This is a genomic window from Staphylococcus sp. GDX7P312P, from assembly GCF_008385775.1.
In the GTDB taxonomy this organism is placed as follows: Bacteria; Bacillota; Bacilli; order Staphylococcales; family Staphylococcaceae; genus Staphylococcus; species Staphylococcus haemolyticus.
The window spans coordinates 1-16000 of record NZ_VUKI01000047.1 but is presented as its reverse complement, the minus strand read 5'-3'; the positions used below and the strand labels follow the sequence as shown (position 1 = coordinate 16000).

14 protein-coding genes and 5 tRNA genes are annotated in these 16000 nt (G+C 31.0%); 14 read left to right on the top strand and 5 right to left on the bottom strand.

All coding sequences use genetic code 11. The features are described 5' to 3' along the window. Positions 1–123: 123 nt before the first annotated feature. Genes F1592_RS11440 through yhaM form a run of 3 tightly spaced genes read left to right on the top strand, consistent with a single transcriptional unit; the run spans position 124 to position 5184 of the window. Positions 124–1320 (top strand): metallophosphoesterase family protein, encoded by a 1197-nt coding sequence (locus F1592_RS11440; protein ID WP_053016821.1) that lies wholly within the window; start codon positions 124–126, stop codon positions 1318–1320. Then, positions 1310–4246, top strand: a complete 2937-nt coding sequence (locus tag F1592_RS11435) for an ATP-binding protein (protein WP_107610001.1) — start codon at positions 1310–1312, stop codon at positions 4244–4246. The genes F1592_RS11440 and F1592_RS11435 overlap by 11 nt, the downstream gene beginning before the upstream one ends. Next, positions 4243–5184 (top strand): 3'-5' exoribonuclease YhaM, encoded by a 942-nt coding sequence (gene yhaM, locus F1592_RS11430; protein WP_037538631.1) that lies wholly within the window; start codon positions 4243–4245, stop codon positions 5182–5184. Before F1592_RS11435 ends, yhaM begins: the two co-directional genes overlap by 4 nt. Positions 5185–5346: 162 nt before the next feature. Here the strand turns inward: yhaM and prsA are convergent, their stop codons facing one another. The 4 genes from prsA to F1592_RS11410 form a co-directional block, all read right to left on the bottom strand. Next, positions 5347–6321 carry a peptidylprolyl isomerase PrsA gene (gene prsA, locus F1592_RS11425; RefSeq protein ID WP_037538630.1) on the bottom strand — a complete coding sequence of 325 codons (975 nt, stop codon included), beginning with the start codon at positions 6319–6321 and terminating at the stop codon, positions 5347–5349. A 172-nt stretch (positions 6322–6493) separates the two neighbouring features. Further along, complete coding sequence (locus F1592_RS11420) at positions 6494–7051, bottom strand: DUF3267 domain-containing protein (RefSeq protein ID WP_037538627.1); 558 nt, start codon at positions 7049–7051, stop codon at positions 6494–6496. Between the two features lie 160 nt (positions 7052–7211). Next, positions 7212–7586 carry a YtxH domain-containing protein gene (locus F1592_RS11415; protein WP_037538626.1) on the bottom strand — a complete coding sequence of 125 codons (375 nt, stop codon included), beginning with the start codon at positions 7584–7586 and terminating at the stop codon, positions 7212–7214. Positions 7587–7728: 142 nt separating this feature from the next. Next, positions 7729–8154, bottom strand: coding sequence for an HIT family protein (locus F1592_RS11410; protein ID WP_053018768.1), 426 nt, complete (start codon positions 8152–8154; stop codon positions 7729–7731). A 130-nt stretch (positions 8155–8284) separates the two neighbouring features. Here F1592_RS11410 and ecsA point away from each other — a divergent pair, with 130 nt between their 5' ends. Then, on the top strand, positions 8285–9025 hold the full coding sequence (gene ecsA, locus F1592_RS11405) for an ABC transporter ATP-binding protein EcsA (protein ID WP_037538621.1): 741 nt from the start codon (positions 8285–8287) through the stop codon (positions 9023–9025). Then, positions 9018–10241: an ABC transporter permease EcsB gene (gene ecsB, locus F1592_RS11400; RefSeq protein WP_037538620.1), complete on the top strand. Its 1224-nt coding sequence runs from the start codon at positions 9018–9020 to the stop codon at positions 10239–10241. Before ecsA ends, ecsB begins: the two co-directional genes overlap by 8 nt. 59 nt (positions 10242–10300) lie before the next feature. Here ecsB and F1592_RS11395 read toward each other — a convergent pair whose 3' ends face one another. Next, positions 10301–10801, bottom strand: a complete 501-nt coding sequence (locus tag F1592_RS11395; protein WP_053016814.1) for a hypothetical protein — start codon at positions 10799–10801, stop codon at positions 10301–10303. Positions 10802–11088: 287 nt separating this feature from the next. Here F1592_RS11395 and hemE point away from each other — a divergent pair, with 287 nt between their 5' ends. The 9 genes from hemE (at position 11089) to F1592_RS11350 (ending at position 15975) form a co-directional block, all read left to right on the top strand. Then, complete coding sequence (hemE, locus tag F1592_RS11390; protein WP_011275429.1) at positions 11089–12123, top strand: uroporphyrinogen decarboxylase; 1035 nt, start codon at positions 11089–11091, stop codon at positions 12121–12123. A 36-nt stretch (positions 12124–12159) separates the two neighbouring features. Beyond that, a complete protein-coding gene (gene hemH / locus F1592_RS11385) occupies positions 12160–13083 on the top strand; it encodes a ferrochelatase (protein WP_053016813.1) in 924 nt (307 codons plus the stop codon). Positions 13084–13101: 18 nt separating this feature from the next. Then, positions 13102–14496, top strand: coding sequence for a protoporphyrinogen oxidase (gene hemY, locus F1592_RS11380; protein WP_149809757.1), 1395 nt, complete (start codon positions 13102–13104; stop codon positions 14494–14496). 99 nt (positions 14497–14595) lie between these two features. Next, the gene (locus F1592_RS11375) at positions 14596–15156 is read left to right on the top strand and encodes an RBBP9/YdeN family alpha/beta hydrolase (protein WP_053016811.1); all 561 of its coding nucleotides are present in this window, start codon (positions 14596–14598) and stop codon (positions 15154–15156) included. 393 nt (positions 15157–15549) lie between these two features. Then, positions 15550–15623: transfer RNA gene (locus F1592_RS11370), tRNA-Met, on the top strand. 15 nt (positions 15624–15638) lie between these two features. Continuing rightward, positions 15639–15714: transfer RNA gene (locus F1592_RS11365), tRNA-Asp, on the top strand. 11 nt (positions 15715–15725) lie between these two features. Then, a tRNA-Phe gene (locus F1592_RS11360) sits at positions 15726–15798 on the top strand. A 13-nt stretch (positions 15799–15811) separates the two neighbouring features. Next, positions 15812–15887: transfer RNA gene (locus tag F1592_RS11355), tRNA-His, on the top strand. Positions 15888–15901: 14 nt separating this feature from the next. Then, positions 15902–15975 (top strand) — tRNA-Gly (locus F1592_RS11350). Positions 15976–16000: the final 25 nt, after the last annotated feature.

Below are 16000 nucleotides of genomic sequence, written 5' to 3'. Positions count from 1 at the left end.
GCTTTCAATTGAAAGCTTTGTAGCTTTTTTAATATATAAGTTCATCGACCCAAATAAATAAGTTATGGTAAAATAAAGGAATACATAAAGATAAACGAAGATGCAATTAAGGAGCTAATTTCAATGATAAAATTTATTCACTGTGCAGATTTACATCTCGACAGCCCCTTTAAATCTAAAAGTCATTTGGCGCCATCAATTTTTGAAGATGTTCAAAACAGTGCTTATGAAAGCTTTAAGAAGATTGTCGATACAGCATTAAAAGAAGAAGTTGATTTTGTTCTCATCGTTGGAGATTTATTTGATAGTGAGAATCGTACGTTGCGTGCTGAAGTATTCTTGAAAGAACAATTTAAGCGATTAGAAAAAGAACAAATTTTCGTTTACATAAGTCATGGTAATCATGATCCACTAACTGAAAAAATTACTAATGATTGGCCAGATAATGTTTCGGTCTTCTCAAATAGAGTAGAAACATATCAAGCTATCACAAAAGATGGAGAGACAATTTTTGTTCATGGTTTTAGTTATCAACATGATACAAGTTATGAAAATAAAATTGATGAGTATCCATCTAGCCAAGGTAAAAAAGGTATTCATATTGGAATGTTACACGGTACTTATAGTAAATCTTCAACTAAAAATCGCTATACTGAATTTATTTTAGAAGATTTGAATCAAAAACTATATCATTATTGGGCACTTGGCCATATTCATGAAAGACAGGAATTAAGTGATATGCCTCCAATTCACTATCCTGGAAACATTCAAGGACGTCATTTTGGTGAGCAAGGACCTAAGGGATGTTTATTGGTAGAAGGAGACCATTTACGATTAAACGCTACTTTTATTCCAACGCAACAAATTAGATTTGAAGAAGCTACTATAAATACTGATAAACTTACTAAACAAGGTATCTATGAAGCAATTCAATCCTTCAAAGAAAGCGTACGTTCTAATGGAAAGGCTTTTTATAGATTAACTGTAAATGTTGACAGTGATAGACCCATATCTTCACAAGACATTAGTCAAATTAAAGAAATGATTGATGACTACGAAGAAAATGAACATCATTTCGTAATCATAGAAACGCTCACATTTAATTATATGCAAATGGATGAAGTACCTCTTGTAAGAGAATTTTCAGCTGATTTAATCAAAGATAATAAAGTGTTTGAAGAGGCGATGACTGAATTATATTTAAATCCTAGAGCATCCAAATATTTAGAAGATTATACTGAGTTTGATACTGTTGAACTTGTTAATCGCGCTGAGAACATTTTAAAGGCAGACATGAGAGGTGAAAGTGATGATCATTAAATCTTTAGAGATCTATGGCTATGGTCAATTTGTGCATCGCAAAATAGAGTTCAACCGTGAATTTACTGAAATTTTTGGTGAGAATGAAGCTGGTAAATCAACGATTCAAGCTTTCATACATTCTATACTTTTTGGCTTTCCAACGAAAAAAGAAAAAGAACCTCGACTTGAACCACGTATGGGTAATCAGTATGGGGGAAAACTTACGCTTATACTAGATGACCAATCAGAAATCGTAGTAGAGAGAGTTAAAGGTAGCATTTCAGGTGATGTAAAAGTTTACCTAGAAAATGGTTTGATTCGAGACGAAGCTTGGCTCAAGAAAAAATTAAATTACATTTCTAAGAAAACTTATCAAGGTATATTCTCGTTTAATGTGCTTGGATTACAAGATATTCACCGTAACTTAGATGAGGACCAATTACAAAGTTATTTACTTGAAGCAGGTGCATTAGGTTCTTCTGAGTTCACAATGATGAATAAAATGGTCAGTCAAAAGAAATCCACGCTTTATAAAAAGGCTGGAAAAAACCCAATACTCAATCAACAGCTTGATGAATTGAAAAGCCTTGAAGCCCAAATAAGAGAAGAAGAGGCTAAGTTAGATGAATATCATCGTTTAGTTGATGATAGAGATAAATCACAACGTCATTTAGAACATTTAAAAGCCAATCTAAACCAATTATCAAAAATGCATGAAAGTAAACAAAAGCAACTTGCTATTCATGAACAAGCTCAAGAATGGAAAGATTTAGAGCAAAAACTTAATATTGAGCCATTAAGTTTTCCGGAAAAAGGGATCGAGCGTTATGAAACAGCTTCAAATTACAAACAATCTCTAGCTAGAGATATAAGTTTGCGTGAAGAGAAATTAAAACAATTAGAGAATGAATATAATGCAATTCCTGCTTTGAATGAAGATACAGCTAATCATATTTATCATTTAACTCGTGACGAAAATGAAATTCAACAAGCTGAAATGAAATCTTCTTCACTTAAGCAAGAAATTGATGATTACGAGCGTCAAGAAGCTGATTTGAAAACAAGTATTGGTTGGCAAGAAGTTTATCACAATACAGATACCTCTGAATCTATGAAGAATTATGTTAGTGAAACTATCAAGACGCGAAATGAGCAAAAAGTGTTAAAACAACAAATTGAAAGAGCTATTGATGAAAATCAAATTGAACAAAATACGTTATCTCAGGAAATAGAAAACTTGGAAAAAGATTTAGTTTCTGAAGATTCACTGGATAAAAAGAAACAATATAATCAACAAAAGTTAGAACTACATGAGAAAGAAAATCTGTATAACAAACTTAAAGATACATTTAATTCTGATAAAGAAAGAAAGCAAAAGAGAAATTGGTGGCTTAGATTAAGTTTTATAGTGTTATCTTTAGTTGGTCTGGGTTTAACACTATTCTCATTTGTGACACAAAATTTAATTTTCGGAGTTATATTTGCAATCTTAACTGTCATATTTATTGTTGGTACTTTCTTGGTTAAGACCAAAGAAATTGATTACAGTGAATCAATTAGTGAAGAAATTAATGATTTGGAACAACAAATTAATGATTTGGAATCTAATTACGATTTAAACTTCGACTTAGATCAACAATTTCAACTACGTGAACGTTGGAGTAATGCAAGTAACAATAAAAGTGTATTAGCTAATAAATTAAATCATCAAGAGAATTTACTGCAAAAAACAGAACAACAAATCAATGACTTAACTCAAAAATTAAATGCAGTTAAAGAAAATGTGAAAGTACCTAATGAAATGACAGATGATTTATTACTAGATAGCTTTAAAACTATGAATCAACTTAAATCAAATGACAGTTACCGCAGTAAATTATTAGATCAACATCAACAAGTAAATCAGAAATTGACGCATTTTTATGATAAAGCGCTTAAAAATACTGAAAATGAAATCACACCATTTAATAAAGCTTCACTATTTAATGATATGAAGAGCTGGATTTCTAAATACGAGAGTAATAAAGAGAAGAAAGAACAACTTAAAAGTCAAATTGAGTTATTAAGTAATGAATTGAAACAATTAAAAGAACAATTAGAAGAAAATGAAAAAACTATAAATACATTATTTACTTATATCAATGTTTCAAGTGAAGAAGCGTATTATCAATCTTACGAGCAATATCAATTGTATCACCAACAACTTGCAAGATTTAATGATTTAACTGCATATCTCGAAAATCAAAATTTCTCTTATGAAGATAGTTCGAATTTGAGCGAAAAAACAACTGCTCAATTGGAAGAAGAAGATGCGCTTCTTGCTAAACAAGTTGATGCATATAACGATCAGTATTTAGATAAACAAACTGAAGTTAGTGACTTAACCGCTCAAATTAATTACATGGAGACAGATAAAACATTATCTAAGTTAAGACATGAGTATTATAACTTGAAGAATAGAATGAATGATTTAGCTAAAGATTGGGCTAGTTTAAGTTACTTAGAAGCATTAATAAATGAACATATTAAGCAAATTAAAGATAAACGATTACCTCAAGTTATAAATGAAGCTGTAAATATATTTACGGCTCTGACACAAGGGAATTATAATATGATAACTTATGAAAATGATACAATAATGGTTAAACATAATAATGGCCAAATGTATCATCCACTTGAACTAAGTCAATCAACGAAAGAATTATTATATATTGCACTTAGAATTAGTTTGATTAAGATTTTAAGACCTTATTATCCTTTCCCAATAATAATTGATGATGCTTTTGTTCATTTTGATAAACAAAGAAAATCAATGATGTTAAACTATTTAAGAGAATTAGCGAAAGATTATCAAGTGTTATACTTCACTTGCATGAAAGATGCTGCAATTCCTTCTAAAGAGATGCTAATTTTAAATAAACTAGAGGAAGGCGGAAAACGATGAGAAATGTAGAAAAGCTAAATCCAGGAGATTCGGTTGAAAATTTCTTCTTAATTCATAGAGCTACACAAGGTGTTACTGCTCAAGGAAAAGACTATATGACTTTATTCTTACAAGACAAAAGTGGTGATATTGAAGCCAAACTATGGACTGTTAGTAAAGAAGATATGCAGATTCTTAAACCTGAGACAATTGTTTGGGTTAAAGGCGACGTGATTAATTATCGAGGTCGTAAACAGATGAAAGTCAATCAGTTTAGATTAGCTAATCCAGAAGACGGATTTAAGACTCAAGATTTCGTTGATGGTGCACCTTTATCTCCGGATGAAATCCAAGAAAACATTTCACACTATATTTTAGATATTGAAAATGCTAATTTACAACGTATAACACGTCATCTATTGAAAAAATATCAAGATAAATTCTTTACGTATCCTGCAGCAAGTTCACACCATCATAATTTTGCAAGTGGACTAAGTTATCACGTACTTACAATGCTAGAAATAGCTAAGTCATTATGCAACATTTATCCATTGTTAAACCGTAGTTTGTTGTATAGTTCAATTATTTTGCATGATTTAGGTAAAGTAAGGGAATTAAGTGGTCCAGTAGCTACAACATATACAGTTGAAGGTAATTTGCTAGGACATATATCAATTGCAAGTGATGAAGTTGCCGAAGCGGCGAAAGAATTAGGAATTGATGGTGAAGAAGTGATGTTACTTCGTCATATGATTTTAGCACATCACGGCAAAATGGAATTTGGATCACCTAAGTTACCACATTTAAAAGAAGCAGAAATATTATTCTTTATTGACAATATCGATGCGAAAATGAATATGTTTGAAAAAGCATTTAAGAAAACTGATAAAGGTCAATTTACTGAACGAATTTTTGGTATGGAAAATAGACAGTTTTACAATCCAGAAAAATTAGACTAATTAAAAAGCGTTTTTACCTTGCAATGTCAATTAATGAATAGACAATGTAGTGGTTAAAAACGCTTGTTTTTTATAATTTTGAACACGTGAAAGGGAGCAAGCCTAATTCTTAACGAATTGATTGACTTGCTCCCTTACTATTTAATGTTAATACTATGAAAATTATGAAGATAAACCTGATGCAGCTGAAGAACTATCTGAAGATGACTGTTGTTGTTTAAGTTTCTCAGGATTTAAAATAGTGTTTTCTACAGCTTTCTTGATATCACTGTCTTTATAATCTACATCATATTCTTTCAATAAATCTTTATACGCATTTGTTAAAATCTTAGGATCTTTTTGTACTTTTTGTTCGATTAGTTTGGCTTTAAGTTTAGATTTTTGTTTATCAAAATCATTCTCTTTATCGGCTTTAATGACATGGTAACCATAGTCTGTTTTAACCACATCTGAAACTTGACCTTCTTTTAGTTTAAATAGTGCTTTTTCAAATTTACTTACCATTTGTCCTTTAACTACATAACCTAGAGAACCATCTTTTTTGGCACTTGAAGAATCCATAGATTCTTTCTTAGCAATTTCTCCAAATTTATCTGGGTTCTTTTCAACTTCTTTTTGAATTTTTTCAGCTTTCTCTTTAGCTTTTTTGTCTGATAAACCTTCTTTATCGCTACTGCTTGATTTAACTTTTATTAAAATATGAGAAGCTTTTTTAGTGTTTTCTTTAAGTTCTTTGTCTGACACTTTGACTTTATCAGCTAATAATTGTTTTTGATATGCGGCAAGTTTTTTCTGTTCTTTATAATCATCTAAAGACATACCTTGTTGTTTAAGCATACTTTCAAATTGATCTTTGCCACCATATTGTTTTTGTTCTTTTTTAATTTCATCATCGATATCTTTTGTATCGACTTTATCTTTATATTTATCAGCTAGAATTTTATTCAACGCAATGCTAAATGACGTACTAGCAATTTGTTCGTCACCAATTTTATTCATTACATCTTTTACTTTTACATCTCCAGCTTTAGAAGAGATTAATGTATTACTTTCTGAATCTGTTGCATTTGAACCGCATGCACCTAAAAGTAAAGCACTCGCAGTTACTGGAACAATTAATTTATTCATAATTTTCATAGTTGATAGCTCCTTTTACATTAATAACAACGTTACTATAACATATTATGAAAACATCACCAATTAGAATCAGGCTAGATACTGCCAAAGTATGAGATTAAATAGGGCTTAAGTATTAAAAAAGTATCAAACTTGAGGCATAATATATGTTTCAAGCTCGATACTATGATACTTAATGAAAAGATTGATATGGCACTTTGTTTAATATATTTATACCTGTTTGATGCTCCTCGATAAAATGACCTTCATTTGAAAAAATAATAATCTTAAGATATAAAAAATCCATTACAGATATGCCAAAATTTAACGCAAGTAAAAACATGAAATAGTGTCCGTATTGCGGAAAATGCATCGTTAGAAAAATCAAAAATATAGTTATTAAAATAAAAGGTAAAATTAAATTAATACAAAAGTATATCTTATGTACAGGCGTACTTACATACGTATTAAAATAGGGTAACCAACGCTTTTTGTTTAATTTATGAATTCTAAATGAATTAACATATGGTAAGAAAAAGAGAAGGTGTAATGCTTTATGGATAGGGTACATAAGTGCAACAAATATTAATAAGATAATAAAATGTCGATCTGATAAAGGTGTATCTACAAAATAGTACATTATTTCATAACTAATTAAAAATGCGATGACTGTAATAGTAAAACTTAAAAATGCAATTCTTGGTACACCAAATCGTGCATGAATATCAATTTGACGTTTACATAGAAACATACTGACACCTCTTAATAGGTCTTATTTATATACGCTACGTATTATCTAACTATCAGTAACAACAGTCAAGTCAATTTTGGCATTAATAAAGAGAGTAGCGAAATATTCATAATGATTTCAACGCCACTCCCGTATCACAGTTTAATCTAATGATTAAACTTTATTTATTATCTTTTGAAAAAGTATTACTTATTTCTTCACCACGATTTTGGAGATTTTCAATGTGTGATTGTAATTTTTCGATATTAGGATTAATATCCGATTTAAAATCACCAATTAATGTTTTAAATTCATCACCAATTTCGCTACCATATGAGACACCATCATTTTTAACTTGCTTACCATAATCAATAATATTAAAGAAATTACGTTTAAGTGACTCAATTTCACGTTCTAATTCAGAGCGAGACCCAGTAGGTTCTTTAGAATCAATCGTGTTATTCTTTACGCTTTGATCATCACGGTTTAACCAAGAAACAGCAATTCCAGATGCTACTCCCGCAGTAATACCAAATAATACGCGTGATATTTTCATGTTCTATTCTCCTCACTTATTATGTCGTTAACGGATAATAATAGAATAAGAAATGAAATAAATTTCAGATTCTACAACAATCATATTTCGACAAGTTAATTATAATTGTATATTACCCTAAAATGACATTCAATATGCAGAATTAATCAAATTGCGCTTTGATTTGATCAGCGATAGCTTGTTTTTGTTCATCATTAATTTCGTTCTCATGTGTTTCCCAATGGTATCCGAAACCGTCGATATCATTTTCGTATCGTGGTAAGAAATGGAAATGAATATGGAATACTGATTGATCTGCGAACTCACCATTATTTTGTATGATATTTAGTCCATCAGGATTAAAAGCTTTCTTAATTGCATTAGCGACTTTAGGTAAAGCTGCACCAATATGAGCCATTGTCTCTTCATCAGTTTCAAAAATATTTGGTGACGCTTTTTTAGGGATTAATAATGTATGACCTTTAGTCACTTGTGAAATATCTAAAAATGCATAAACAAAGTCATCTTCATAAACTTTAAAGCTTGGAATCTCTCCAGATAAAATTTTACTAAATACAGTTTCAGCCATTTGAATGCACTCCTTTTACGTATTTATAGCTTATTATAGCATTAGTAAAATAAAATTTCGTTAGTGAAGTAAATGTAATTTTAGTAGTTAAAAGCTAATTTTGGTACAATGTTATTCATGGAGGTGCCTTATGACAGTAAAAGTTGAACATTTAACAGGTGGTTATGGGAAACGTCCTGTTATTGAAGATATAAATTTTGAATTAAAAGCAGGGGAAATTGTTGGTTTAATTGGATTAAATGGTGCAGGCAAAAGCACAACTATTAAACATATGCTAGGTTTATTAACGCCAACTGAGGGTAATCTCTCTATTTCAAATACAGAAATTACAGATGACATCGAAGTTTATCGAAAAAAGTTATCTTATATACCTGAATCACCAATTATTTATGAAGAATTAACATTAGAAGAGCATATTGCGATGACTGCAATGGCATATCAATTGAGTAAAGAAGAAGCAATGAAACGTGCAAGACCTTTACTTAAAACATTTAGATTAGAGAATGAATTAAAGGTCTTTCCTAGTCATTTCTCTAAAGGTATGAAACAAAAGGTGATGATAATATGTGCATTCATTGTTAATCCAGAATTATATATTATTGACGAACCATTTTTAGGACTTGATCCACTAGGGATTCAATCTATGTTGGATTTAATGGTAGAAAAGAAAAATGAAGGACGTACTGTTTTAATGAGTACGCATATTTTGGCAACTGCAGAACGTTATTGTGATCGTTTTATTATTTTAGATAAAGGTAGAGTGGTTGCTTTCGGTGATTTAGAGGAGCTACGTAAACAAACTGGTTTAAGTGGTCACACACTTGATGACATCTATATACATGTCACACAAGGTGGTCAAGAAAATGGATAATACAGCTACTTCATTATTTAAATCTAGATTGAACACCATTCAAAAAGAAAAGCGTTATTATAATAAATTTATTTTTAATGGCCATTTTTCAGTATTTTTATTAATTTTATTGGGAGCATTTATATTAGGTTATGGTCAATGGTTGCAACATATACCTAAACATATAGATTATGCGTTATGTGCAAGTATAATATTAGCTGTAACATCTATCTTTCCAATACGAACATTTTTAAAAGATGCAGATAGAATATTCTTATTGCCTTTTGAAAAACATATGAAAGATTATATGAACCTAAGCATTCGCTACAGTTATTTCAATAGAATAGCGATACAATTAGTAATACTCATTATCTTGTTTCCATTATTTTCTAAATTAGATGGTGATTTCATAACACCATTTATCATCTTGAGCATTTTAACATTGATACATCCATGGATTGGATTGAAAGTGAGATGGCAATGGTATCAACTAAAGCAATCAAGTTGGAGTATAAGTTTAATTTTAATTTTGATTAATTTAGTAACATATGACTTAATATTGGGTTACCAAATGTACTGGGGAGTTATCTTTACGCTTATATTACTTGGTGGAATGTTAGCGTTACCTAAATTAAATCGAGTTAATTTATATCCATGGGAACGAATGATAAATATTGAAGAAAGACACCATACAAATTATTATAAATTCGTAAATATGTTTACGGATGTTAAACATTTAAAAGAGTCTGCAGTTAGACGTAGATATTTAGATTTCTTATTACCTACACCTAAAGGCCGGAAATTTAATTCTAAAAATATGTATTTATATCTGTTCACGCGTAGCTTTGTAAGAGGTAGAGATGCTTTTAGTATAATATTTCGACTGATTGTCATTGCATTAGTGCTAATGATTTGGCTATCGTTTCCGATTGTTTCAGCAATTATTGGATGTCTGTTTATGTACATTACATTATTGCAAATGTCTCAATTTTATACGCAACAAGCCTATGGATTATGGCCTCAAGTTTGGCCAGTATCAGATGTCGAAGTGATTAAAGGCTATGAAAAATTTCTTTATCGCTTGATGTTAATTATAGGATTAATTTTTTCAATTGCATTTATCAGTATTTACCCACAATATTTCTTTTTCGCTCTAATCTTCTTTATAGTAGGGTGGTTAACGATTAGAAGCACAATTAAGAAATTACATTATCAAGAATCACTACTTAAAGATTAAAAAGGTTGCCTATAACTAGAACGAGCTAAACTACATCTAGTTAACAGGCAACCTTTTTATTATTCCTTGATTGGATATAAATATCTCTCAAAGTAACTAGAATGTTGGCTACTAGAACCAAAATAATGTCTTAATGCATCTTTTGAAAAATAATCCTTAAATGTATCTGTTTCTTTAAAATCTTCGTAAGTTTGGCGATTAGCAAAACCAAAATAAACTTTGTAAGTTGTTCCTTGCGCTGGCTTTAAAAATCGATAACTTTTAAAGCCGGCAAACTTATCGAAATTTAATTCCAAATTTGCAATACGTTTTTCTAATTGATGAACATGATCATCAGAAGAAGGGATAAATATTGCTGAGTAAAAATGTGTTTGATTTAAGTCATTAATAGCATTAACAGTTGTATAAATAGTTGGATGTTTTAAAATTGATTTTTCATCTGATTCTTCAATAATTACAGAAGAATCATTTGTTGAAAATAAAAATAGATTTCTATCAGTATTATTTGTTCGGATTTGATTTAAGTAACCATAAGTCCCATAAGTTGTATATATGTTCATGACTCATACCTCCTTTATTGTTTATATTATACGATTAATTAATGATACTAGCTATAATAATTGTATGTATTGTTTAAATATTTTAAAAATTCATTTAATCTTATTGAGGGATATTTTTAAGCATATAAATATACTATAATTATGTTTAATAAATTATTATAATTTAATGAATTGAAATGTACATTTATGCTTTGTCTTTTTTATGACATTTAAGTGTAGATAAACGATAATTATATCAGCATATGATATTATAGATAAGAATGATTTTAATTTAGGAGGACTATAAGGTGCATAATAAAAATAATACAATTTTACAAACAATTAAAGGTGAAAAAACATCTCATACACCTGTATGGTTTATGCGCCAAGCTGGCCGTTCACAACCAGAATATCGAAAATTAAAAGAGAAATATTCACTTTTCGACATCACACACCAACCTGAATTATGTGCTTATGTAACTCAATTACCAGTTGATAATTATAATACTGATGCAGCAGTTTTATATAAAGATATAATGACACCTTTGAAACCAATTGGTGTTGATGTTGATATTAAATCAGGTATTGGACCAGTCATTAGCAATCCAATTAAATCTGTATCTGATGTAGACAAATTAACTCAAATTGATCCAAAACGTGATGTACCGTACGTACTTGAAACAATTCAATTGCTAACACAAGAGAAATTGAATGTACCATTAATTGGGTTTACAGGTGCGCCATTTACATTAGCTTCTTATATGATTGAGGGCGGTCCTTCAAAAAATTATAATTACACTAAAGCAATGATGTATGGAGATGAGGCAACATGGTTTGCCTTAATGAATCATCTCGTACAAGTATCAATTGACTATGTGGTTGCTCAGGTTGAAGCGGGCGCAGAGCTGATTCAAATTTTCGACTCATGGGTTGGAGCTTTAAATGTTCAAGATTATCGATATTATATTAAACCCTCAATGGATAAGTTAATTAATGGAATTAAAGCTAAATATGATGTTCCTGTCATAATGTTTGGAGTGGGTGCAAGCCATTTAATTAATGAATGGAATGACTTAGCAATAGATGTCCTAGGATTAGATTGGCGTACGTCTATCTCATCAGCTACAAAAATGGGTGTTAATAAAACGTTACAGGGTAATTTAGATCCTTCATTGTTACTCGCGCCTTGGGACGTAATAGAGCAAAGAGTACGTGAAATTTTGGACGAGGGTATGGAAAGAGGTAAACACATTTTTAATTTAGGACACGGTGTTTTTCCTGAAGTACAACCTGATACATTAAAGCGAGTTACTCAATTTGTTCATGATTATACAAGTAAATAGTATTAAGAATACAAAGATTAAGGAAGGTTTTATTTAATGACTAAGACAGTAGGTTTATTAGTTATGGCATATGGAACACCATATAAAGAGAGTGATATTGAACCATATTATACAGATATTAGACATGGTAAGAGACCAACTGATGAGGAATTACAAGATTTAAAAGACCGATATGAATTTATTGGTGGTCTTTCTCCTTTAGCTGGCACTACTGATCGTCAAGCTGAAGCATTAAAAGATGCTTTAAATCAAGTTTATGAAGATGTGGAATTTAAATTGTATTTGGGTCTAAAGCATATATCTCCTTATATTGAAGAAGCTGTAGAAAAAATGTATAAAGATGGCATTAAAGAAGCGGTTACTGTTGTTTTAGCGCCACATTATTCTAGTTTCTCAGTTGGATCATACAATAAACGTGCTAAAGAAGAAGCCGATAAATACGATATTGCTTTACATCATGTTGAACATTATTATCACCAACCTAAATTTATTGAGTATTGGACTAATAAAATCAATGAAACTTTAGAGCAAATTCCCCAAAATGAACATGATGAGACAATCTTAGTTGTATCAGCTCATAGTTTGCCTAAAGGTTTAATTGAAAAAAATAATGATCCATACCCTGATGAATTAAAAGATACAATGAATCGTTTACAAACATCTTCAAATATTAAACACGTTGCTCAAGGCTGGCAGTCTGAGGGTCACACAGGTACTCCTTGGTTAGGACCTGATGTACAAGATTTAACAAGAACTTTATACAACGAACATCAATATAAACACTTTATCTACACACCAGTAGGTTTTGTATGTGAGCATTTGGAAGTACTGTATGATAATGATTATGAATGTAAAGTTGTTTGTGATGAGATAGGAGCAAATTACTATCGTCCAACAATGCCTAACACGGATCCATTATTTATAAATGCTATCGTGGATGAAATAAAAACAGTTTTTTAATAAAGGAAGGGACTCAATGTGAGTAAAAAAGTTGCAATTATTGGTGCAGGTATAACTGGCCTCTCAAGCGCATATTATTTAAAACATTATAAACCAGATATAGATGTAACCATTTTTGAAGCGACAAATCGACCAGGTGGAAAGATACAGACGTATCGTAAAGATGGATATACTATAGAACTAGGCCCTGAATCTTATCTTGGACGAAAAACAATCATGACTGATATAGCAAAAGATATTGGACTTGAAGATGATTTAATTACTAATGAAACAGGTCAGTCATACATTTTCGCAAAAAATAAATTGTATCCTATACCAGGTGGTTCGATTATGGGCATCCCAACTGATATTAAACCGTTTTTAAAAACAAGACTTATTTCACCAATTGGTAAGCTAAGAGCGGGACTAGATTTGGTAATACCTCCAATAAAAATTGAGGATGATATATCAGTTGGAGCGTTTTTTAGAAGACGATTAGGAAACGAAGTGCTTGAAAATTTAATAGAACCCCTCATGGGTGGTATTTATGGTACCGATATAGATCGATTGAGTTTAATGAGTACATTTCCTAATTTTAAAGAACAAGAGGAAAAGTACGGTAGTTTAATCAAAGGTATGCAACACGAAAAGGCTGAACGTATTAAACAACGTCAATTATATCCTGGTGCCCCTAAAGGTCAATTTAGACAATTTCGTCACGGATTAAGTTCATTTATTGAAGCATTAGCTAAAAATGTACAAGATAAAGGCGTAAAGATGAAATATCAAACATATGTAGAAGATATCACTATTAACAATGACAATTATGAAATAGTAACTGATCAATACAGTGAACAATTTGATGGTATTTTAATTACTACGCCTCATCAAACATTTATGAAATGGTTCAATCACGATCAAGCTTTTAAATACTTTAACGAGATGGATTCTACTTCAGTTGCAACAGTTGTATTTGCATTTGATGAGAAGAATATTGAAAATACATATAACGGTACTGGTTTTGTCATCGCGAGAACAAGTAATACAAATATTACAGCTTGTACTTGGACTAGTAAAAAATGGCCTTTTACTACACCGCAAGGAAAAGTTTTAATTAGAGCATATGTAGGTAAACCAGGTGATACAGTTGTTGAAGATCATACTGATGAAGAAATTGCGACTATCGCACGTCGTGATTTAAATAAAATGATGACTTTTCATGGAGATCCGGAGTTTACAATTGTTAATCGTTTGACTAAAAGCATGCCTCAATATCACATTGGTCATATTGGTCAAATAAGAAAAATTCAACAGCACGTTAAAAATACTTATTCTGCACTCAGAATTACAGGAGCACCATTTGAAGCGGTTGGGCTTCCAGATTGTATTCAACAGGGTAAAAATGCTGTGGAAGAATTGCTTGATGAAATATAATAATTTAAACACTTTTTTTGAGGCGAATTTGCCTCTTTAAAAGTGTTTTGTTATATAAATTGAGAATTATTATTTAAGTTTAAGGAGGTAAAAATATTAATGACTAATGTAATTATAGTTCATTCACAATTAGGGAATTCTCATAACCACTGGTATAAGTGGTTACAACATAATTTAGAACTAGAAGGTTACGATGTTCAACTATTCCATTTAGATGAAAGTAAGAATGATGATATAGACAATTGGGTCTTCGAATTAAATCAACAAATTGAACTTTTATCTAAAGATACTTATTTTGTCACTCATGGGTATGGTTCATTGGCTACTTTGAAATACATTGAAGGTCTATCAATTGATGGACCATTTGAGGGGTTCTTTAGTATAGCAGGATTTAAAGAAGATGCGAAGAAAATAGACGATTCAATAAAAGTAGGGGAGTTTAATGTTGATTATGACTTGATTAAAACTAAAGTTAACCACTTTTATGGACTAGCTTCAAAAGATGATTCTTATGTTTCTTACTTAGAAACTCAAAACTTAATTGACGAATTAGATGGTAAGACTAAAATTGTTAATGAAGGTGGACATTTCTTAGAAGAAGAGGGCTTCGTATCCTTTACTGAATTACAAGAGAAAATGCAACAATACATGACTAAGTAATAAAACATCTGATTTAATTATTAATAGTCCTATATTTAAACTAATTTAAGTAGGGAGTTAAAGCTACCTACTTTTTATTACCATTAAGGTTGATAATTAAATATAGAGATACTTTCAAGTGCAATTAGATATCCAATTGGTATCTTTAATTAAAATATTTTAAATGTAGCGTTTTTTTACACAAAATAGTTTGTGATACTTATTGACTAAGTTAATGATACTATATATACTAATAAAGTATTCGAAAGGCGATAGCTATTAGTCAATTGTCGCATTTCAATATGAAGATTCGATTAAATGAATGTAAAATTTATTTAAAATTATTATTGACATTAGATAATATTAAATGATATACTTGTTAAGTACTGATTTTTGAGACGTAAATAATATTAGCGCGGGATGGAGCAGTTCGGTAGCTCGTCGGGCTCATAACCCGAAGGTCGGTGGTTCAAATCCGCCTCCCGCAATACATAGTTTTAATAGGTCTCGTAGTGTAGCGGTTAACACGCCTGCCTGTCACGCAGGAGATCGCGGGTTCGATTCCCGTCGAGACCGCCATTACTTATTACGGTTCAGTAGCTCAGTTGGTAGAGCAATGGATTGAAGCTCCATGTGTCGGCAGTTCGACTCTGTCCTGAACCATTCAATCATTTTGGCGGTTGTGGCGAAGTGGTTAACGCATCGGATTGTGGTTCCGACATTCGAGGGTTCGATTCCCTTCAACCGCCCCATAATCGTTTACTACGCGGGTGTAGTTTAATGGCAAAACCTCAGCCTTCCAAGCTGATGTTGTGGGTTCGATTCCCATCACCCGCTCCATCATATTATTCCGCAGTAGCTCAGT